18 protein-coding genes are annotated in these 20,295 nt (G+C 71.4%); 3 read left to right on the plus strand and 15 right to left on the minus strand.

All coding sequences use genetic code 11. The features are described from left to right. Positions 1-163 precede the first annotated feature (163 nt). Together AB0C59_RS03920 and AB0C59_RS03925 are read left to right on the plus strand one after the other, a co-directional pair. Positions 164-982, plus strand: coding sequence for a peptidylprolyl isomerase (locus AB0C59_RS03920; protein WP_363000731.1), 819 nt, complete (start codon positions 164-166; stop codon positions 980-982). A 144-nt stretch (positions 983-1,126) separates the two neighbouring features. Beyond that, positions 1,127-2,356, plus strand: coding sequence for a DUF349 domain-containing protein (locus AB0C59_RS03925; RefSeq protein ID WP_363000733.1), 1,230 nt, complete (start codon positions 1,127-1,129; stop codon positions 2,354-2,356). Positions 2,357-2,444: 88 nt separating this feature from the next. On the opposite strand, the gene AB0C59_RS03930 is transcribed toward AB0C59_RS03925, so the two are convergent. From AB0C59_RS03930 to pgsA, 15 genes are all read right to left on the minus strand, one after another. Next, positions 2,445-4,979, minus strand: coding sequence for a bifunctional (p)ppGpp synthetase/guanosine-3',5'-bis(diphosphate) 3'-pyrophosphohydrolase (locus tag AB0C59_RS03930; RefSeq protein WP_363000734.1), 2,535 nt, complete (start codon positions 4,977-4,979; stop codon positions 2,445-2,447). 172 nt (positions 4,980-5,151) lie between these two features. Beyond that, on the minus strand, positions 5,152-5,691 hold the full coding sequence (locus AB0C59_RS03935) for an adenine phosphoribosyltransferase (RefSeq protein ID WP_363000736.1): 540 nt from the start codon (positions 5,689-5,691) through the stop codon (positions 5,152-5,154). Continuing rightward, positions 5,688-6,800 (minus strand): protein translocase subunit SecF, encoded by a 1,113-nt coding sequence (secF, locus tag AB0C59_RS03940; protein ID WP_363000738.1) that lies wholly within the window; start codon positions 6,798-6,800, stop codon positions 5,688-5,690. The genes AB0C59_RS03935 and secF overlap by 4 nt, the downstream gene beginning before the upstream one ends. 3 nt (positions 6,801-6,803) lie before the next feature. Continuing rightward, positions 6,804-8,633 carry a protein translocase subunit SecD gene (gene secD / locus AB0C59_RS03945; protein WP_363000740.1) on the minus strand — a complete coding sequence of 610 codons (1,830 nt, stop codon included), beginning with the start codon at positions 8,631-8,633 and terminating at the stop codon, positions 6,804-6,806. A gap of 136 nt (positions 8,634-8,769) precedes the next feature. Continuing rightward, positions 8,770-9,270 carry a preprotein translocase subunit YajC gene (gene yajC / locus AB0C59_RS03950; protein WP_363000742.1) on the minus strand — a complete coding sequence of 167 codons (501 nt, stop codon included), beginning with the start codon at positions 9,268-9,270 and terminating at the stop codon, positions 8,770-8,772. A 165-nt stretch (positions 9,271-9,435) separates the two neighbouring features. Next, positions 9,436-10,506, minus strand: a complete 1,071-nt coding sequence (ruvB, locus tag AB0C59_RS03955) for a Holliday junction branch migration DNA helicase RuvB (RefSeq protein WP_363000744.1) — start codon at positions 10,504-10,506, stop codon at positions 9,436-9,438. 67 nt (positions 10,507-10,573) lie between these two features. Further along, positions 10,574-11,179, minus strand: coding sequence for a Holliday junction branch migration protein RuvA (gene ruvA, locus AB0C59_RS03960; RefSeq protein WP_363000746.1), 606 nt, complete (start codon positions 11,177-11,179; stop codon positions 10,574-10,576). Continuing rightward, positions 11,176-11,706 (minus strand): crossover junction endodeoxyribonuclease RuvC, encoded by a 531-nt coding sequence (gene ruvC, locus AB0C59_RS03965; protein ID WP_363000747.1) that lies wholly within the window; start codon positions 11,704-11,706, stop codon positions 11,176-11,178. Before ruvC ends, ruvA begins: the two co-directional genes overlap by 4 nt. Before the next feature lie 126 nt (positions 11,707-11,832). Beyond that, on the minus strand, positions 11,833-12,585 hold the full coding sequence (locus AB0C59_RS03970; RefSeq protein ID WP_363000749.1) for a YebC/PmpR family DNA-binding transcriptional regulator: 753 nt from the start codon (positions 12,583-12,585) through the stop codon (positions 11,833-11,835). A gap of 49 nt (positions 12,586-12,634) precedes the next feature. Further along, a complete protein-coding gene (gene pdxT, locus AB0C59_RS03975; RefSeq protein ID WP_363000751.1) occupies positions 12,635-13,240 on the minus strand; it encodes a pyridoxal 5'-phosphate synthase glutaminase subunit PdxT in 606 nt (201 codons plus the stop codon). Between the two features lie 15 nt (positions 13,241-13,255). Continuing rightward, entirely contained in the window at positions 13,256-14,167 is a 912-nt protein-coding gene (gene pdxS / locus AB0C59_RS03980; RefSeq protein WP_363000753.1) for a pyridoxal 5'-phosphate synthase lyase subunit PdxS, read from the minus strand. Between the two features lie 140 nt (positions 14,168-14,307). Continuing rightward, on the minus strand, positions 14,308-14,865 hold the full coding sequence (locus AB0C59_RS03985; protein WP_363000755.1) for a hypothetical protein: 558 nt from the start codon (positions 14,863-14,865) through the stop codon (positions 14,308-14,310). Positions 14,866-14,911: 46 nt separating this feature from the next. Next, entirely contained in the window at positions 14,912-16,072 is a 1,161-nt protein-coding gene (locus tag AB0C59_RS03990) for a glycosyltransferase family 4 protein (RefSeq protein WP_363000757.1), read from the minus strand. Continuing rightward, positions 16,069-17,001: a phosphatidylinositol mannoside acyltransferase gene (locus AB0C59_RS03995; RefSeq protein ID WP_363000759.1), complete on the minus strand. Its 933-nt coding sequence runs from the start codon at positions 16,999-17,001 to the stop codon at positions 16,069-16,071. Before AB0C59_RS03995 ends, AB0C59_RS03990 begins: the two co-directional genes overlap by 4 nt. Then, complete coding sequence (pgsA, locus tag AB0C59_RS04000; RefSeq protein WP_363000761.1) at positions 16,998-17,723, minus strand: phosphatidylinositol phosphate synthase; 726 nt, start codon at positions 17,721-17,723, stop codon at positions 16,998-17,000. Before pgsA ends, AB0C59_RS03995 begins: the two co-directional genes overlap by 4 nt. Before the next feature lie 291 nt (positions 17,724-18,014). On the opposite strand from pgsA, the gene AB0C59_RS04005 reads away from it, so the two are divergent. After that, positions 18,015-20,213 carry an elongation factor G-like protein EF-G2 gene (locus AB0C59_RS04005; RefSeq protein WP_363001242.1) on the plus strand — a complete coding sequence of 733 codons (2,199 nt, stop codon included), beginning with the start codon at positions 18,015-18,017 and terminating at the stop codon, positions 20,211-20,213. The last annotated feature ends 82 nt before the right edge of the window (positions 20,214-20,295 follow it).

Consider the following 20,295-nt stretch of genomic DNA (forward strand, 5'->3'; position numbering starts at 1 on the left):
GTCCTTCGTTGTGTCGTTCGGGGGTGACGGTCTGTGGGGCTGAGCCTACCGGCGATGCGGATTCCTCAGCGAACCCATATACGGTACGGGTCACGCGCCTGCGATCAGTACGGCACCCGCACGCGCACCGGTCCGCGTACCAGACTCATGAGGAGAAGACCCCGTGGTCAGCCAGGAGCAGCGGCGGCGGCAGCTCGCCCGAGAGAAGTTCTTGCGGCAGCAGCAGCGGCGTACACAGGCGCGGAGCAAGGCGCGCGTGCGCAATTCCGTGATCGGCTCGGTCCTCGGCGTGGCCGTGGTGGGCGGCCTGCTGGTGTACACGACGGGGGTGTTCGCCGGCGACGGCAACGCCAAGGACACCAAGGACACGAAGGCGGCGGTGTGCGGGACGCCCGCCTCGGGCAAGGCGAAGTCGCTCCAGTGGAAGAAGGAGCCGGCGATGACCATCGACAAGTCGGCGAAGTACTCCATGAAGCTGGCGACCACCTGCGGTGACATCGACATCGCGATGAAGACGGCCGCGGCCCCGCACACCGTGAACTCGTTCGCCTTCCTGGCGGGCAAGGGTTACTTCGACCACACCAAGTGCCACCGGCTCACCACCGAGGGCATCTACGTGCTCCAGTGCGGCGACCCGAAGGGCACGGGCATGGGCGGGCCGGGCTACACGATCCCGGACGAGAACCTGAAGGACAAGAGCCTGAAGGGGAACGTGTACCCGGCGGGCACCGTCGCCATGGCGAACACGTTCAACGCCCAGACGAACACGGGCCGCAACAGCGGCGGCAGCCAGTTCTTCCTCGTCTACCAGGACAGCCGGCTGCCGCCCGACTACACGCCGTTCGGCACCATCTCGGACGACGGCATGAAGGTGCTCAAGAAGATCGCGGCGGTGGGCGCCGAGCCCCAGGACCCGACCACGGGCAACACCGCTCCGAAGGCGAACGTGGTGATCGACAAGGCGACGGTGACGAAGTCCTGACGGCGAGGACGGCGAGCAGGTGAATTTCGCCCGCGCTGGATGCGGACAGCCCGCCCGCCATTCGCCTATGTTGGCCGTGACGAAACTGTGGACGATGCCCGGGGGCGCTGAGGCCCCTCGCAGGCATCATGTGGAGGAGGCGCTGTGAGCAGCGACCCGTGGGGCCGCGTCGACGAGACGGGGACTGTGTACGTGCGGACGGCCGACGGCGAGCAGGTCGTCGGTTCCTGGCAGGCCGGCTCCCCCGAGGAGGCGCTGGCCTACTTCGAGCGCAAGTACGAGGGCCTGGTGGTCGAGATCGGCCTCCTCGAGAAGCGGGTGAAGACCACCGACCTCTCGTCGAAGGACGCCCAGGTGGCGATCGGTCATCTGCGCGAGCAGGTCGAGGCCCATCACGCGGTCGGCGATCTTCAAGCGCTGCGGACCCGCCTGGACAAGCTGGTGGAGAACGTCGAGGCGCGCCGCGAGGAGCGCAAGGCGCAGCGGGCCAAGCAGTCCGACGAGGCGCGGCACGCCAAGGAGGCGCTGGTCGTCGAGGCGGAGGAGCTGGCGCAGTCCGACCAGTGGCGCGCCGCCGGTGAGCGGCTGCGGTCCCTGGTGGACACCTGGAAGGGGCTGCCCCGGCTCGACCGCAAGTCGGACGACGAGCTGTGGCATCGCTTCTCGCACGCCCGGTCGGCGTTCTCCAAGCGCCGCAAGGGGCACTTCGCGCAGCTCGACGCGCAGCGCGAGGACGCCCGCAAGGAGAAGGAGCGGCTGGTCGCCGAGGCCGAGGCTCTGTCGGGTTCGACGGACTGGGGTCCGACGGCCGCCCGCTACCGGGAGCTGATGGCCGAGTGGAAGGCCGCCGGCCGTGCCCAGCGCGAGCACGAGGACGACCTGTGGAACCGCTTCCGCGGCGCCCAGGACGTGTTCTTCGCGGCGCGCGGCTCGGTCTTCGCGGAGCGCGACGCCGAGCAGACGGAGAACCTGAAGCTCAAGGAGGAGCTGGCCGGGGAGGCCGAGAAGCTGCTCCCGATCAAGGACCTCAAGGCCGCTCGCGCCGCCTTCCGCTCGATCAACGAGCGCTGGGAGGCCATCGGCCATGTGCCGCGGGACGCGCGCCCGAAGGTCGAGGGCCGGATGCACGCGGTGGACCGGGCGCTCCAGGACGCGGAGGAGTCCGAGTGGCGCCGCACGAACCCGGAGGCGCGTGCGCGTGCCGAGGGGCTCACCGGCCAGCTCCAGGCGGCCGTCGACAAGCTGCGCGCCCAGATCGAGCAGGCCCGTGCCGCCGGCAACGGCGCGAAGGCCGACAAGCTGGAGAAGGAGCTGGCGGGCCGCCAGGCGCTGCTGGACCAGGCGCTGAAGGGCCTCCACGAGTTCGGCGGCTGACGTCCTGCCGCCCTGGCCGCCGGGGCACATGAGTGAGGGGGCTCCCGTACGTGGTGTACGGGAGCCCCCTCACTCGTGCGGGCGGCGCCTACGACGGGCGGCGTGCCGAGGTCACCCGGTACACGTCGTACACGCCCTCCACGCCCCGTACGGCCTTCAGCACATGGCCCAGGTGCTTGGGGTCGCCCATCTCGAAGGTGAACCGGGAGGTGGCGACACGGTCGCGGGAGGTCTGGACGGCGGCCGACAGGATGTTGACGTGCTGGTCGGACAGGACCCGGGTCACGTCGGACAGCAGCCGCGAGCGGTCGAGGGCCTCCACCTGGATCGCGACCAGGAAGACCGAGGACTGGGTGGGCGCCCACTCGACGTCCAGGATGCGCTCGGGTTCACGGGAGAGCGACTCCACGTTCACGCAGTCCGTGCGGTGGACCGACACACCGCTGCCCCGGGTGACGAAGCCGATGATGGGGTCACCGGGCACGGGGGTGCAGCAGCGGGCCAGCTTGACCCAGACGTCGTCGACGCCCTTGACCACGACGCCGGGGTCCTGGTTGCGGCGCCGCTTGCGGGCGCGGCCGCGGGCCGGCGGTACCGCCTCGTCGATCTCCTCGGTGGCCGCCTCCTCGCCGCCGAGCGCCTGCACCAGCTTCTGCACGACGTTCTGCGCGGCCACATGGCCCTCGCCGATCGCGGCGTACAGCGACGAGATGTCCGGGTAGCGCATCTCGTGGGCGAGGGTGACGAGCGAGTCGCCGGTGAGGATGCGCTGGATCGGCAGGTTCTGCTTGCGCATCGCGCGGGCGATGGAGTCCTTGCCCTGCTCGATGGCCTCCTCGCGGCGCTCCTTGGAGAACCACGCCCGGATCTTGTTGCGGGCGCGCGGGGACTTCACGAAGCCGAGCCAGTCGCGGGAGGGTCCCGCGCCGGTGGCCTTGGAGGTGAAGACCTCCACCAGGTCGCCGTTGTCCAGGGTGGATTCGAGCGGGACGAGCCTGCCGTTGACCCTGGCCCCGATGGTCCGGTGGCCGACCTCGGTGTGGACGGCGTACGCGAAGTCCACGGGGGTGGCGCCGGCGGGCAGTGCTATGACGTCGCCCTTCGGCGTGAACACGAAGACCTCGTTGCGCGACAGGTCGAAGCGCAGCGACTCCAGGAACTCGCTCGGGTCCTCGGTCTCCTTCTGCCAGTCCAGCAACTGGCGCAGCCACGCCATGTCGTTGACGGCGTCCTTGTCCCTGGTGTTCGAACGAGGCGCGTCGGTACGGACCTTGGAGGCACCCGCGACGGCCTCCTGCTTGTACTTCCAGTGCGCGGCGATGCCGTACTCGGCCCGGCGGTGCATGTCGAACGTGCGGATCTGGAGTTCGACGGGCTTGCCGTTGGGCCCGATCACCGTGGTGTGCAGCGACTGGTACATGTTGAACTTGGGCATCGCGATGTAGTCCTTGAACCGCCCCGGAACCGGGTTCCAGCGGGCGTGGACGGTGCCCAGTGCGGCGTAGCAGTCCCGCACGGTGTCCACCAGGACACGGATGCCCACCAGGTCGTAGATCTCCGCGAAGTCGCGACCGCGGACGATCATCTTCTGGTAGACGCTGTAGTAGTGCTTGGGGCGGCCGGTGACGGTCGCCTTGATGCGGGCGGCGCGCAGATCGGTCTGGACCTCGTCGGTCACTATGGCCAGGTACTCGTCACGCTTCGGTGCCCTCTCGGCCACCAGCCGTACGATCTCGTCGTACATCTTGGGGTAGAGGATCGCGAAGGCGAGGTCCTCCAGCTCCCACTTGATGGTGTTCATGCCCAGCCGGTGGGCGAGCGGCGCGTAGATCTCCAGGGTCTCGCGCGCCTTCTTCTCCTGCTTCTCGCGCTTGAGGTAGCGCATGGTGCGCATGTTGTGCAGCCGGTCCGCGAGCTTGATGACCAGGACGCGGGGGTCCTTGGCCATGGCGACGACCATCTTGCGCACGGTCTCCGCCTGCGCGGCCTCGCCGAACTTGACCTTGTCCAGCTTGGTGACGCCGTCCACGAGCAGGGCCACGGTGTCGCCGAAGTCGCGGCGCAGCTGCTCCAGGCCGTACTCGGTGTCCTCGACCGTGTCGTGCAGCAGGCCGGCCATCAGCGTGGCCGGGTCCATGCCCAGTTCGGCGAGGATGGTGGTCACGGCGAGCGGGTGGGTGATGTAGGGGTCGCCGCTCTTGCGCTTCTGGCCGCGGTGCCAGCGCTCGGCGACCTGGTAGGCGCGCTCGATCTGGCGGAGCGTCGCGTTCTCGATCTTGGGGTCGTTGCTGCGCACTATCCGCAGCAGCGGCTCCAGGACCGGGTTGTACGGGTTGGCGCGCTGGACGCCGAGGCGGGCGAGGCGGGCGCGCACCCGGTTGGAGGAGCCGGAGCGGGCCGAGGGTGCCGGGGCGGGGCGGACCGCCTGGTGGCGCTCGGGGGCCGGCTTGGGGCGAGGCTTGTCCGCGACGTGGTCGACGGGCGCGGACGGGGCGTGCTCGACCCCCGCGTCCGGTGCGTTCTTCGCGCCGGGCGCGGACGCGGCCGCGGCCTGCGCCGACGGGTCGGCTTTCGACGACGGGTCGGGCTTTGCGGCGGTCAGTGGCTGGGCCTCGTCTGGCAACAGGGCTCCTCGTGCGCGATCCGGGTCCCCCGGTCAGGCTCCGGAGACCCCATGGTAGCGATCCCGGGCTCCGGGCTCGCCTCCAGGCCGCCCGCGCGGCCCTCAACAGCACAAACACCGAAGGCGGCCACCGGATTCCTCCGGGTGGCCGCCTTCTGGGTGTCGCGAGGTGTCAGAGCTGGAGCAGCGCCTCCAGGGGTGCTCCCGCGAGGGCGGGTTCGAGGCGGGCGCGCCCGCCGAGGAAGCCCAGTTCCATGAGCACGCTGACACCGGCTATCTCGGCGCCCGCCCGGCGGACGAGGCTGAGCGAGGCCTCGGCGGTGCCGCCGGTGGCGAGGACGTCGTCCACGACCATCACGCGGTCGCCCGCGGCCAGGTCCTCGGCGTGCACCTCGATCTCGGCGGATCCGTACTCCAGGTCGTACGCCTGGCTCAGGGTGGCTCCGGGGAGCTTGCCCGCCTTGCGCACGGGGACGAAGCCGACGCCCGCCCGGACGGCGGCCGGGGCGCCGAGGATGAAGCCCCGGGCCTCCAGTCCGACGATCTTCGTGGCGCCGTGGCGCACGGCCAGCTCCGCCAGCGCGTCGGTGAGCGCCGCGAACGCCGCCGGGTCCGCGAGCAACGGGGTGATGTCCTTGAACATCACCCCGGGCTCCGGGTGGTCGGGGACGTCGCGGATACGGCTGAGCAGCAGGGCCTGTATGTCGCTCATCGGCGCTTCCCGGACGGCCGGCCGCGACCGCGGTTGCGGGAGGGGGGCTGGTTGCGCGGGCCCACGACGGCGGGCGCGGAGTCCTGCGCGTCGTCGTCCGCGGGGCCGGTGCCCTCCTGCTGCGCGGTGTCGCCCTGCGCGGCGGCCTGGGCGCGCTTGGCCATGACCCGCTTCCTGAGGGCCTTGTACTGCGGCTCGCGCTCCTTGAGGTCCGCGACGAGCGGCGTCGCGATGAAGATCGAGGAGTACGCGCCGGCCGCGAGACCGACGAACAGCGACAGGGAGATGTCGTTGAGCGTGCCCGCGCCGAGGAAGCCGCCACCGATGAACAGCAGGCCGGCGACCGGCAGCAGCGCCACCACGGTGGTGTTGATGGAGCGGACGAGGGTGCTGTTGATCGAGCGGTTGGCGATCTCGCTGTAGGTCCAGCGGGTCTGCTTGGTGAGGTCCTTCGTCTGCTCCTTGAGGCTGTCGAAGACGACGACCGTGTCGTAGAGCGAGTAACCGAGGATCGTGAGCAGACCGATGACCGTGCCGGGGGTGACCTCGAAGCCGACCAGGGCGTAGATACCGGTCGTGATGGTGATGTCGTGGATCAGCGCGACCAGGGCCGCGAGCGCCATGCGCCACTCGAAGGCGACCGCGAGGTAGATCACCACGAGCACCATGAAGATGGCCAGGCCCTCCCAGGCCTTGCCGGCGACCTGCTCACCCCAGCTGGGGCCCACCAGGTCGGCGTTGATGGACTCGCCGTCGACCTTGAGGTCCTTGGCGAGGTCCGCCTTGATCTGGTCGGCCTTGGCGGTGTCGATGCCGGCGATCTGGATGCGCAGGCCGCCCGAGCCGAGCTTCTGGACGACCGCCTGCTCCCCCGAGGAGCTCTGGGCGTAGTCCTCCGCCTGGGCGACGGAGGCGCTGGTCTTCGGGGTGGTGAAGACGGCACCGCCCTGGAACTCGATGCCCATGTTCAGACCGCGCACCGTCAGGCCGAGGATGGCCGCGATGGTGATCAGGATCGAGACGCCGTACCAGATCTTGCGGTTGCCGACGAAGTCGTAGCCGACCTCGCCTCGGTGGAGCCGGGCGCCGAGGTTGCCGAGCTTCGACATCTCTCACGCCTCCTTCGTGTCGACGGGGGCGGAGGGACGGCGGGTCCGGCGCAGCGGCGACTTGGCGCCGAGGCTCTTGGGGTCGAGTCCGGACCAGGGGTGGCCGTTCGCGAAGAAGGGGCGGCGGGCGAGGATCGTCATCAGCGGCTTGGTGAACAGGAAGACGACGACGACGTCCAGGATCGTGGTGAGGCCCAGCGTGAACGCGAAGCCCTGCACCTTGCCGATCGTGACGATGAACAGCACCGCGGCGGCCAGGAACGACACGAAGTCGGAGACCAGGATGGTGCGCCGGGCGCGCGGCCAGGCCCGCTCGACGGACGGCCGCAGCGAGCGGCCCTCGCGGATCTCGTCACGGATGCGTTCGAAGAACACGATGAACGAGTCCGCGGTGATACCGATGGCGACGATGGCGCCGCAGACCGCCGGCAGGTTCAGCGCGAACCCGATGGTGGGGCCGAGCAGCGACATGATCACGTACGTGAGGACCGCCGAGACCAGCAGCGAGGCGATCGCGATCATCGACAGACCCCGGTAGTAGGCCACCAGGTAGATCACGACCAGGGCGAGGCCGATCGCGCCGGCGATCAGACCGGCGTGCAGCTGCTCACCGCCGAGCGCGGCGGTGACCGTGGTGACGCTCTGCTCCTCGAAGGAGAGCGGGAGCGCGCCGTAGGACAGGACGTTGGCCAGGTTCTTGGCCTCGGTCTGGTCGAAGTTGCCGGTGATCTCGGCGTTGCCGGTGGTCAGCGCCTGCTGGACGTAGGGGCTGGAGACGACCGAGCCGTCCAGGACGATGGCGAACTCGTTCTGCGGCGACTGGTTCTGGGCGAGCTTGCCGGTGATGGCCGCGAACTTCTTGGTGCCACCGGACGTGAAGTCCATGGTGACCTTCCAGCCGCCGGCGCCCTGGGTGTCGTAGACCGCGGAGGCCTTGCTCACGTCCGTGCCCGCGACCTCGGCCGGGCCGAGCAGGTACTTCTGCCACTGCTTGCCGCCGTTCTGGCCGCAGGCGACGGTGGGCTGGTCGGGCTTGGCGCCCACGCCGGCCTTGGCACGGACGGCCTTGGAGGTGCAGTCGAGCGTGGCGTACTCGCTCTGCAGCTTGGCCGCCGAGTCGGAGGAGCCGGTGCTCGCCGAGGGAGAGGCGCTCGCGGCCGGGCTCGACTTGGCGCCGGCACCCGCGGAGGCGGAGGACGACGGGGAGGCGGAGCCGGACGGGTTCGCCGACGGGGTGGCCTTCAGGGCGTCCGTGACGGGGCGGCCCTGCGAGGTGGCGCCGCCCGAGGGGGAGGACGAACCGGAGAGCTTCGGCGAGCCCGACGAGGAGGCGCTGCCGGACGGCTGGGCACTGCCGGACGGGGCCGGCTTGCCGGAGGCCTTGCCCGAGGGGGAGGCGCTCGGCGAGGTGCTCGGCGAGGTGGCCGGTCCGGACACCTGGGTCTGCAGGACGGGGCGGAAGTACAGCTTGGCCGTGGTACCGACCTGCTGGCGGGCCTCGGCCGAGTTCGTGCCGCGGGGGATGTTGACGATGATGTTGCGATCGCCCTGCGTCTGGACCTCGGCCTCGGTCACACCCAGACCGTTGACACGGCGGTTCATGATCTCGACCGCGGTGTCCATGTTGGTCTTGTTGATCGCGGATTCCTGGCCGCTCTTCGCCTTCAGCGTGATGCTCGTGCCGCCGGCGAGGTCGATGCCGAGACGCGGAGTCGTCTGCCCGGAGGCGAACATCCCCCCGGTGAGCGCCGCGATGGCGATCAGGATGAGAGCCAGCGCGCGCCCAGGCTTGCTCTGGGCTTTGGCGCTCCGGCCCTTCTTCGGTGCTGCCACCTTCTCGTACTCCCTCTCGGGCCGCCGCGCGCGAGGTCAGCGCGCGGGCGGCCATGCCATTGTGTCGGGATTCCGTGCGAAAGCCGCACAATCCGGGCACCGGGCGCGTGTCCACACGCCCGGTGCCGGGGTACAGCTACTTCGCGCCGGTCTCGCCGTCGGTCTTCTTCGGCTCGCTCGCGTCCGGCTTCGCCTCGGCCGAGGTGTCCGCGGCGTCGTCCGCGTCCTTCTTGCCGAGGTCCACGGGCTTGTCGTCCGCGGTGTCGGAAGAGGCGCCGGCGGCGGGCTCGTCGGTCTCGGTGAGGGAGGAGGCGTCGTCCGGCACAATGGCGCCGTCCGCCTTCAGGTCGTGCTCGATGCCGTGAACGATGCGGTTGTACTCGTCGTCGGTGAGGACGGCGCCGATGGCGTTCTTCGCGAAGAGCAGCTCGACGCCGGGGCCCGCGTCAACGAGGACCGTGTCGTCGTTGACCTCCTTGACCGTCGCGTACATGCCCCCGATCGTGCGGACGCCGCTGCCGGGCTGCATCTCGTTGCGCATGGAGGAGGCCTGCTGCTGCTTGCGCTTGGCCGAGCGCGTCATCAGGAACATGGCCCCGATGAGGACGATGAACGGGAGGAGGGTCACGAGTTTCACGGGACGGAATTTTCCTTCGCACGACCGCTCGATCGGGCGGCCTGGTGGATGGTGGTGGTCGGCACCGCCCGCATGGGCGGCATCGGCGGAGTCTAAGCGAGTCCGCACACAAGGAACAACGCCCAGCATGGCACCCGGGTTCCTGGCCCGGGGAGTCCCGCGCCGTCAGGCGCCGAACAGGTCCCGCTGTCCGTTTGCCCCGGTGGTCCCGCGTGGTGCGGGCAGACCGAGGTGTGCCCAGGCGGCCGGAGTGGCGACCCGGCCACGCGGAGTGCGGGCGAGGAGGCCCTCGCGGACCAGGAAGGGTTCGGCCACCTCTTCCACGGTCTCACGCTCCTCCCCCACCGCCACCGCGAGCGTGGACAGGCCGACGGGTCCGCCGCCGAAGAGTTTCAGCAGGGCTTCGAGGACCGCGCGGTCGAGCCGGTCCAGGCCCCGGCCGTCGACCTCGTAGACGCTCAGCGCGGCCGAGGCGATCTCCCGGGTGATCGCGCCGTCCGCCTTGACCTGCGCGTAGTCCCGCACCCGGCGCAGCAGCCGGTTGGCGATACGCGGGGTGCCGCGGGAGCGTCCGGCGATCTCGGCGGCGCCCCGCGGGTCGATCGCGACGTCCAGGAGGGCCGCCGAACGGTGGATCACGCGCTCCAGCTCGGCGGGTCCGTAGAACTCCATGTGCGCGGTGAAGCCGAAGCGGTCGCGCAGCGGGGGCGGCAGCAGGCCCGCGCGCGTGGTGGCGCCGACCAGGGTGAAGGGCGGCAGTTCCAGCGGGATGGCGGTGGCGCCGGGCCCCTTGCCGACGATCACGTCGACCCGGAAGTCCTCCATCGCCATGTAGAGCATCTCCTCGGCGGGCCGGGACATGCGGTGGATCTCGTCGAGGAAGAGGACCTCTCCCTCCTGGAGGGAGGAGAGGATCGCGGCGAGGTCGCCCGCGTGCTGGATGGCCGGGCCGCTGGTGATGCGGATGGGAGCGGCCATCTCCGCCGCGATGATCATGGACAGCGTGGTCTTGCCGAGGCCGGGCGCCCCGGAGAGCAGCACGTGGTCGGCGGTGGCGCCGCGGGCGCGGGCCGCCCGCAGCACCAGGTCGAGCTGCTCGCGGACCTTCTCCTGGCCGATGAACTCGTCCAGGTCCTTGGGGCGCAGGGCGGCCTCGACGGCCTGGTCCTCACGGTCGGCGGACGCACCGACGAGCCGCTCGGCGGCGGGGGTGTCGGTCTCGTCGTCCCAGTTCATCGGTTCTTCTGCCTCGCGGTCTCGTGGGGGCGCGTGCGGTGCCGGCGGGCCCGGGGTGTCCCGGGGCTCACCGGGCCCGGTTCAGGGTCTGCAGGGCCGCCTTGAGCAGGGCGCCCACCGGCGGGGTGCCCCCGGCCGCCTCCGCCTGCGGGGCCACCGCCGTGACCGCCTCGTCCGCCTCTCGGGTCGCGTACCCGAGGCCGATGAGCGCGGCGTGCAGCTGGTCGCGCCAGCCCGCGGTGACCGGCGCGCCGACGGCGGGGGCGCCGAGCGGTTCACCGAGGCGGTCCTTCAGTTCGAGCAGCAGTTTCTGGGCGCCCTTCTTGCCGATGCCGGGGACGGCCGTGAGCGCCTTCTCGTCGCCGGTGATCACGGCGCGGCGCAGGGCGTCGGGGCTGTGCACGGCGAGCATCGCCTGGGCCAGGCGCGGGCCCACTCCGCTCGCGGTCTGGAGCAGTTCGAACACCTGGCGTTCGTCGTCGTCCGCGAAGCCGTACAGGGTGAGCGAGTCCTCCCGCACGACCAGGGACGTGGCGAGCCTGGCCGGCCGGCCGAGCCGGAGCGCGGACAGGGTGCCGGGGGTGCACTGGACGGCGATGCCGACGCCGCCCACCTCGACCACCGCGGAGTTGGGGGCGAGGGCGGCGACCGGGCCGCTGACGAAGGCGATCATGCGGTACGGCCTTTCGATGCGCGCAGGGCCACGGCCTGCTGGAGTCGGTTCTGGGCGGGCGCGCGCCAGATGTGGCAGATGGCCAGGGCCAGGGCGTCGGCGGCGTCGGCGGGCTTCGGGGGCGCGTCCAGTCGGAGCAGCCGGGTGACCATGGCGCCGACCTGCGCCTTGTCGGCGCGTCCGCTGCCGGTGACCGCGGCCTTGACCTCGCTCGGGGTGTGCAGGGCGACGGGGAGGCCGCGGCGGGCGGCGCACAGCATGGCCACGGCGCTGGCCTGGGCGGTGCCCATCACCGTCCGCACGTTGTGCTGGCTGAAGACCCGCTCCACGGCGACCACCTCGGGCCGGTGCTCGTCCAGCCAGGCCTCGATGCCCTGCTCGACGGCGACGAGGCGCCGGCCGAGCTCGGCGTCCGCGGGCGTGCGCACGACGCCGACGCCGAGCATGGTCAGGGGCCGTCCGGGAACGCCCTCCACGACACCGACACCGCATCGCGTCAGCCCTGGATCCACCCCCAGTACCCGCACGCGCGCCCCTCCCGTCCCGAGTTCTCGATCTCCTGTTCACGCAGGCTATCGGGTGCCACCGACAACCCACCGCACAGCGACGGGCCGACGGGGATGTCCCGTCGGCCCGTTCGGCTTGTCGCGGCGTTACGCGTCGACCTTCTCCATGACCTCGTCGCTGACGTCGAAGTTGGCGAAGACGTTCTGCACGTCGTCGCTGTCCTCCAGGGCGTCGATCAGCTTGAAGATCTTCCGGGCGCCGTCCTCGTCCAGCTCGACCTGCATGGTCGGGACGAAGTTGGCCTCGGCGGAGTCGTAGTCGAGCCCGGCCTCCTGCAGGGCGGTGCGGACCGCGACCATGTCGGTGGCCTCGCTGAGCACCTCGAAGGACTCGCCGAGGTCGTTGACCTCCTCCGCGCCCGCGTCGAGCACGGCCCCGAGCACGTCGTCCTCGCTCAGCTCACCCTTGGGGACGATCACGACGCCCTTGCGGTTGAACAGGTACGAGACGGAGCCCGGGTCGGCCATCGAGCCGCCGTTGCGGGTCATGGCTACCCGGACGTCGGAGGCGGCGCGGTTGCGGTTGTCGGTGAGGCACTCGATGAGCACCGCGACACCGTTGGGCCCGTAGCCCTCGTACATGATCGTCTCGTAGTCGGCGCCGCCGGCCTCCAGGCCCGCGCCGCGCTTGACCGCGGAGTCGATGTTCTTGTTCGGGACGGACTGCTTCTTCGCCTTCTGGATGGCGTCGAAGAGAGTGGGGTTGCCGTCGACGTCCGCGCCCCCGGAACGGGCCGCGACCTCGATGTTCTTGATCAGCTTCGCGAAGAGCTTGCCGCGCTTGGCGTCGATCACGGCCTTCTTGTGCTTCGTCGTAGCCCATTTAGAGTGGCCGGACATCTGCCTGTCTCCTTCGCGTAACCCAACTCTTTAACGAACGCCAGAGATCCTACAAGGACTCGGCGGTCCGTCCCGCGCGCACCATGTCGACGAACAGGGCGTGCACGCGGTGGTCGCCGGTCAGTTCCGGGTGGAACGAGGTGGCGAGCGCGTTGCCCTGGCGCACGGCGACGATGTGGCCCTCGTGCTCGGCGAGCACCTCGGTGTCCGCGCCGACGGACTCGACCCACGGTGCGCGGATGAAGACGCCCTCCACCGGCTCGCCCGCGACGCCCTTCACGTCGACCGCCGCTTCGAAGGACTCGTTCTGCCGCCCGAAGGCGTTGCGGCGCACGATCATGTCGATGCCGCCGATGGTCTCCTGGCCCGAGCGCGGGTCGAGGATCTTGTCGGCCAGCATGATCATGCCCGCGCAGGTGCCGTACACGGGCATACCGGCGCGCACGCGGGCGCGCAGCGGGTCCATCACTCCGAAGAGGATGGCCAGCTTGGAGATGGTGGTGGACTCCCCGCCGGGCAGGACGAGACCGTCGACCTCGGCGAGTTCCTCGGGCCGCCGCACCGGCCTGGCCACGGCGTCGGCCGCGGCCAGGGCGATGAGGTGTTCCCGGACGTCGCCCTGGAGGGCCAGGACGCCGATGACAGGAGTGTTCATGTCTTCCAGGGCCTCTTACCAGCCGCGGTTGGCGTAGCGCTCGGTCTCGGGGAGGGTGTCGCAGTTGATGCCGACCATGGCCTCGCCGAGGTTGCGGGACGCGTCCGCGATGATCTTCGGGTCGTCGTAGAAGGTGGTGGCCTTCACGATGGCGGCGGCGCGCTTGGCCGGGTCGCCGGACTTGAAGATGCCCGAACCGACGAAGACGCCCTCGGCACCGAGCTGGCGCATCAGCGCGGCGTCGGCCGGGGTGGCGACGCCACCGGCGGAGAACAGCACGACCGGCAGCTTGCCGAGCTCGGCGACCTCCTTGACCAGCTCGTAGGGGGCGCGCAGGTCCTTGGCGGCGGCGTACAGCTCGTTGTTGTCGAAGCCGCGCAGACGGGCGATCTCGTTCTTGATCTGGCGCAGGTGGCGCACGGCCTCCACGACGTTGCCGGTGCCGGCCTCGCCCTTGGAGCGGATCATCGCGGCGCCCTCGGCGATGCGGCGCAGGGCCTCACCGAGGTTGGTGGCACCGCAGACGAACGGCGTGGTGAAGGCCCACTTGTCGGAGTGGTTGACCTCGTCGGCCGGGGTGAGGACCTCGGACTCGTCGATGTAGTCCACGCCGAGCGACTGGAGCACCTGGGCCTCGACGAAGTGGCCGATGCGGGACTTGGCCATGACCGGGATCGAGACGGCGTCGATGATGCCCTCGATCATGTCCGGGTCGGACATACGGGCCACGCCGCCGTCCTTGCGGATGTCGGCCGGAACCCGCTCCAGCGCCATGACCGCGACGGCGCCCGCGTCCTCGGCGATCTTCGCCTGCTCCGGCGTGACGACGTCCATGATCACGCCGCCCTTGAGCTGCTCGGCCATGCCGCGCTTGACGCGTGCGGTACCGGTCTCGGGGTTCTGGGGGGTGGAGAGCGCGCTGGACACGGGTTCGACCTCATTCTGGCAAGAGGGGGAATGCTGCTCGACCGAGCAAACGGGATGCGGGCAGGCCACGGCAAGGGCCAATGGACAGGTGGTGGATCGTTTTCCCCGCGGCCCTCGTGCCGGACACGCCCGACGGCGCGTCAGACCGTCGTACGGTTCGTCAGTGCCGTCGGGGCCTCGTCGTCCATCTCGAAGGCCATCGGGAACGGCGCGTGCCCCGCGAGACGGAACACGCGCACCTTGCGGTGCGCCCGCAGGGCCCGTGCCGCGCCCACCGCGTCGTTGTGGAACCGCCGGGCCATCGGCACCCTGCGCACCGCCTCGGTCAGCTCCCGGGCGGCCTCCTCGCCGCCGGGCGCCCGCCGGACCGCCTCGATCTGCTGGCCCTCGGCGAAGACGGCGCGCAGCGCCTGGCTCAGCTCGCTCTCGGCCACCTCGCGCTGCTCCTCCTCGCACTGCCGGGCCGCGTGCGCGGCCTCGTACAGCACGATCGACGCGGCCGGGTCGAGCACACCGGAGGTGGCCACCTCCTGGGCCACCGAGGCCCGCCGCAGCAGCTGCGCGTCCAGCGCGGCGCGGGTGGCGTCGATCCGGGCGTGCAGGCGGTCCAGGCGGCCGGCGGTCCAGCTCAGGTAGAGGCCGATCGCCGCGAGGACTGCCAGGGCGACGAGGGTCCAGGTAAGGGTCACGGGCGGCAACCCTATCCGCCGCCGGGCTCAGGACTGTCCCGGCCGGCGGTCGCGCTCAGTCGCGGGCCAGTCCCCAGCGGGCCCGCAGGCCGGTGCGCTCGTCCGCGGCCACCGCCGCCGTACCGTCCGTCACCGTCTCGTAGACCGACAGGATGTCCGCGCCCACCGTCGACCAGTCGAAGCGCCGCACATGGGCGCTCCCCCGCTCGCTGAGCTCGGCGCGGCGCCGGGGGTCGCCGAGGAGCCGGATCGCCGCCGCGGCCAGCGCCTCGGCGTCCTCGTTGGCGAACAGCTCCCCCGCCGCGCCCTGGTCCAGGACCTGGGCGAAGGCGTCCAGGTCGGAGGCGAGCACCGGGGCGCCCGCGGACATCGCCTCGACCAGGATGATCCCGAAGCTCTCACCGCCGGTGTTGGGTGCCACGTACAGGTCGACGCTGCGCAGGAAGCGCGCCTTGTCCTCGTCGCTGACCATGCCGAGGAACTCCACGCGGGAGCGCAGCGGTACCGGGAGGGTCTCCACCGCCTCCTTCTCGTCGCCGCGCCCGGCCACCAGCAGCCGGGCCCCGGGGCGGGCGGCGAGGATCTCGGGCAGGGCCTTCATGAGCACCGGAAGGCCCTTGCGCGGCTCGTCGATGCGCCCGACGAAGCCGATGGTCCCGCCCTGCCACTCGGCCTTCGGCTCGGCCTTCGCGAAGAAGTCGACGTCCACGCCGTTGGGGATCACCACCGCGTCCCCGCCGAGATGCTCGACCAGGGTGCGCCGCGCGTACTCGCTCACCGCGATCCGCGCGCTGATCTTCTCCAGGGCCGCCTGGAGGATCGAGTACGCGGCCACCATCGCCCGGGAGCGCGGGTTGGAGGTGTGGAAGGTCGCCACGATCGGGCCCTGCGCCGCCCAGCAGGCGAGCAGGCCGAGCGACGGCGAGGTCGGCTCGTGGATGTGGATGACGTCGAACCGGCCGTCGTGCAGCCAGCGCCGCACCCGGGCCGCGCTCAGGAAGCCGAAGTTCAGACGGGCGACCGACCCGTTGTACGGCACCGGAACGGCGCGGCCCGCCGAGACGACGTACGGCGGCAGCGGGGTGTCGTCGTCCGCGGGGGCGAGCACGGACACCTCGTGGCCGAGGCGGATGAAGTACTCGGCCAGGTCGCGGATGTGGAACTGGACGCCGCCCGGCACGTCCCACGAGTAGGGGCAGACGATGCCGATCCTCATGACGCCCCCTTTCCGGGCCCCACCGGCGCCCTGGCGGGGTCGAGGTCGGCGAGCCACAGATGCTGGAGCATGTGCCAGTCCTGCGGGTGCTCGGCGATCCCCGTGGCGAAGGCGTCGGCCAGCGCCTGTGTCATGACGGACGTCTTCTCGGCCCGGGTACCCGCTCCCGGCACCTCGATCGGGGGATGCAGGCGTCCCCGCATGACGGGTGAGTCGTCGTACCAGAGGGTCACGGGCACCAGCAGCGCCCCCGTCTGCTGGGCGAGCAGCGCCGGGCCCGCGGGCATGCGGGCCGTCTCGCCGAAGAAGTCGACCTCGACGCCGGAGGCCGACAGATCGCGGTCGGCGACCAGGCAGACCAGGCCTCCGTCGCGCAGCCGCCGGGCCAGGGTGCCGAACGCGGAGCCTCCGCTGTGCGGAAGCACCTCCATGCCCAGGCCCTCGCGATAGGCGACGAACCGGTCGTAGAGCGTCTCGGGCCTGAGTCGCTCCGCGACGGTGGTGAACGGTGTCCTCAGTTCGGTCGTGACCCAGGCTCCGGCCAGGTCCCAGTTGGCCAGGTGCGGCAGGGCGAGGACGACGCCCCGGCCCGAGGCGAGGCCGTCGGTCAGGAAGTGCAGGTCCTCGGGGTCGAAGCCGCTCCTGACGCGTTCGGTGCTCCAGGCCGGGAGCCGGAAGGACTCCATCCAGTAGCGCAGGTAGGAGCGCATGCCCGCCCGGCTGAGTTCGGCCAGGCGTTCGGGGCTCGCGCCGGGTACCACACGGGCGTAGTTGCGCTCCAGGCGCAGCACGCCCTTGCCGCGGCGCTTCCACACCTGGTCCGCGAGGGTGCGGCCGAGCCGGGTCGCGACCGGCTCGGGCAGGTTCTTGACCGTGCTCCAGCCCAGGCCGTAGAGGGCGTCCGTCAGCCGTTCCCGGACGCGGCTCACCCCGACGCCCCGTTCCCCTGCCCGGACGCGGACGCGGCCGCGTCCGCCTCGGCGGACTCCCTGCGCACCGTCACGACCCGCTGGATCAGCGTGACCAGGCTGCCCGCGGCGACGATCCACAGGGCGACGGGCAGCAGCCACTGGATGCCGGGGACGCCGAACTTGTGCAGTCCGGCGAGGCCCGCCGCGACCAGCGAGATCACCAGGCGTTCGGCGCGCTCCACGAGTCCGTTGACGGCGACGGGCAGGCCGATCGACTCGCCGCGCGCCTTGGTGTACGACACCACCTGGCCGCTGGCCAGGCAGAAGATCGAGACCGCGCACAGGACCGTGTCGTGGCCGTTGCCCGCGTACCACAGGGCGAAGCCGCCGAAGATCGCGCCGTCGGCGACCCGGTCCAGCGTGGAGTCCAGGAAGGCCCCCCAGCGGCTGGAGCGGCCGAGCTGGCGGGCCATGTTGCCGTCGACGAGGTCGGAGAACACGAACAGGGTGATGACGACCGTGCCCCAGAAGAACTCGCCCCGTGGGTAGAAGACCAGCGCTCCCGCCATCACGCCGGCGGTGCCGATCAGCGTGACCGTGTCGGGGCTGACCCCCCGGCGGATCAGAAACGCGGCGAACGGCGTGAGGACACGCGTGAAGAATGCACGCGCGTACTTGTTCAGCATGGCCTTCCCGACGGTCGTGAGCCGCGCGGCCCCGCTGGCCACCGGCTGGCCCATCGTAGCCAGGCACGCGTTCACGTGATGTCCGGGCACCCGCTCCCCGGGCGTCGCCTCACCCGCGACGGCGCCGTGCCGGTCGCCGGCGCGGCCGGATCACGGCGGCCGAGGCCACCCGGGAGACGGGATCGCGTCGTTCGTATGGACGCACCGTGACGCGAGTGCAAAGCTCGAATTCACCGCGGGCGTCGTCCGAGCCGCCGTCGCCGGGGCTGCCTGCCCGGGCGGAGCGCGGACAGCGACCGTACGATCCGCGCCCGCGGGAACCTCACCGTCTTGGGAGGCAAGGCCATGGGCGACAAGGCGAACGCACATCCCGGAGCCGCCGGCAGGGCTACGGCGGCCGACCGACCCGCGTCCGTGCGGAACGTGGTGCTGGTCGGCCACAGCGGATCCGGCAAGACGACCCTGGTGGAGGCTCTCGCGCTGACCGCGGGAGCGGTGAACCGGGCGGGCCGCGTGGAGGACGGCGGCACCGTCTCGGACTACGACGAGATCGAGCACCGGCAGCAGCGCTCGGTGCAGCTCTCACTGGTTCCCGTCGACTGGGACGGGATCAAGGTCAACCTTCTGGACACCCCCGGATACGCCGACTTCGTCGGGGAGCTCAGGGCCGGTCTGCGCGCGGCGGACGCGGCCCTGTTCGTCGTCTCGGCCTCGGACGGGGTGGACGGTTCGACCCGCATGGTGTGGGAGGAGTGCGCGGCCGTCGGCATGCCGCGCGCCATCGTGATCACCCACCTGGAGTCCGCGCGCGCCGACTTCGAGGAGATGACCCGCATCTGTGCCGAGGCGTTCGGGGGTGAGGACCCGGACGCGGTGCTGCCGCTGTACCTGCCGCTGCACGGCCCGCGGTCGGCCGACGGGCACGCGCCCGTCACCGGCCTGACCGGGCTGCTGACCAAGCAGCTGTTCGACTACGCGTCCGGCGAGCGCACGGTGTCCGAGCCGGGGCCCGAGCAGCTGCCGCGGATCGAGGAGGCCCGCGCCCGGCTCATCGAGGGGATCATCGCGGAGAGCGAGGACGAGACCCTCATGGACCGCTATCTGGGCGGTGAGGAGATCGACCTCGGCACGCTCGTCCAGGACCTGGAGCGGGCGGTGGCGCGCGGGACGTTCTTCCCGGTCCTGGCCGCGGCGCCCGCCGTGGACGGCGCCCGCCAGGGCCTGGGCACCGTCGAGCTGCTGGAACTGGTCAAGGGCGGCTTCCCGACCCCGCTGGAGCGCGACGGGCTCACGGTCACCACACCGGACGGCAAGCCGCGCGAGCTCGCGCTGTGCGATCCGGGCGGGCCGCTGGTGGCGGAGGTCGTCAAGACGTCGTCCGACCCGTACGTGGGCCGCATCTCGCTGGTCAGGGTGTTCTCGGGCACCCTGCGCCCCGACGAGACCGTGCACGTGTCCGGGCACGGGCTGACCGACCGCGGGCACGAGGACCACGACGTGGACGAGCGCGTCGGCGCCCTGTCCGCGCCGTTCGGCAAGCAGCAGCGCCCCCTGTCGCACTGCATCGCGGGCGATCTGGCCTGTGTGGCGAAGCTGGGCCGGGCCGAGACCGGGGACACCCTGTCCGCCAAGGACGACCCGCTGCTCATGGAGCCCTGGCAGATGCCCGACCCGCTGCTGCCGCTCGCCATCGAGGCGCACAGCAAGCCGGACGAGGACAAGCTCAGCCAGGGGCTGGCGCGGCTGGTCGCGGAGGACCCGACCATGCGGCTCGAACACAACCCGGACACCCGCCAGGTGGTGCTGTGGTGTCTGGGCGAGGCGCACGCGGACGTCGCCCTGGAGCGGCTGCGCACGCGCTACGGCGTCCAGGTCGACGTGGTCGACCACCGGGTCTCGCTGCGGGAGACGTTCGCCGGCAGGTGCGCGGGACGCGGCCGCCACGTCAAGCAGTCCGGCGGCCACGGCCAGTACGCGATCTGCGAGATCGAGGTCGAGCCGCTGCCCGGCGGCTCCGGCATCGAGTTCGTGGACAAGGTGGTCGGCGGGGCGGTTCCCCGGCAGTTCATCCCGTCCGTCGAGAAGGGCGTCCGCGCCCAGGCCGCGCGAGGCGTCGCCGTCGGCCACCCCCTGGTCGACCTGAGGATCACGCTGCTCGACGGCAAGGCGCACTCGGTGGACTCCTCCGACGCGGCCTTCCAGACGGCGGGCGCGCTCGCCCTGCGCGAGGCGGCGGCCGACACGAAGATCCATCTCCTGGAGCCGGTCGCCGAGGTGAGCGTGCTGGTCGGCGACGACTACGTGGGCGCGGTGATGAGCGATCTGTCCGGGCGGCGCGGCCGGGTGCTGGGCACCGAGCAGACGCCCGGTGGCCGCACCCTCGTACGGGCCGAGGTGCCGGAGATCGAGATCGGCCGGTACGCCGTCGATCTGCGCTCCCTCGCCCACGGGACCGCGCGGTTCAGCCGCGTCTACGCACGGCACGAGCCGATGCCGGCGCAGATCGCGGCGAAGGTGCGGGAGCGGATGGAGGAGGCGCCGTAGTCACGAAGCGGGTTGGTGGGGACGCGTGTTCCCCTGCGTCGCGTGGGCGGGCGGCTTCTCGGCCGTCCGCCCACGGGCGCCG

It is taken from the genome of Streptomyces sp. NPDC048664, assembly GCF_040650555.1.
Lineage (GTDB): Bacteria > Actinomycetota > Actinomycetes > Streptomycetales > Streptomycetaceae > Streptomyces.

Bases quoted from the DNA above. Each gene is read 5' to 3' on its own strand.
- AB0C59_RS03935 (WP_363000736.1), bottom strand. From the start codon at position 5,691: ATGAGCGACATACAGGCCCTGCTGCTCAGCCGTATCCGCGACGTCCCC.
- secF (WP_363000738.1), bottom strand. From the start codon at position 6,800: ATGTCGAAGCTCGGCAACCTCGGCGCCCGGCTCCACCGAGGCGAGGTC.
- ruvB (WP_363000744.1), bottom strand. From the start codon at position 10,506: ATGAACTGGGACGACGAGACCGACACCCCCGCCGCCGAGCGGCTCGTC.
- ruvA (WP_363000746.1), bottom strand. From the start codon at position 11,179: ATGATCGCCTTCGTCAGCGGCCCGGTCGCCGCCCTCGCCCCCAACTCC.
- AB0C59_RS03970 (WP_363000749.1), bottom strand. From the start codon at position 12,585: ATGTCCGGCCACTCTAAATGGGCTACGACGAAGCACAAGAAGGCCGTG.
- pdxT (WP_363000751.1), bottom strand. From the start codon at position 13,240: ATGAACACTCCTGTCATCGGCGTCCTGGCCCTCCAGGGCGACGTCCGG.
- AB0C59_RS03990 (WP_363000757.1), bottom strand. From the start codon at position 16,072: ATGAGGATCGGCATCGTCTGCCCCTACTCGTGGGACGTGCCGGGCGGC.
- pgsA (WP_363000761.1), bottom strand. From the start codon at position 17,723: ATGGGCCAGCCGGTGGCCAGCGGGGCCGCGCGGCTCACGACCGTCGGG.
- AB0C59_RS04005 (WP_363001242.1), top strand. From the start codon at position 18,015: ATGGGCGACAAGGCGAACGCACATCCCGGAGCCGCCGGCAGGGCTACG.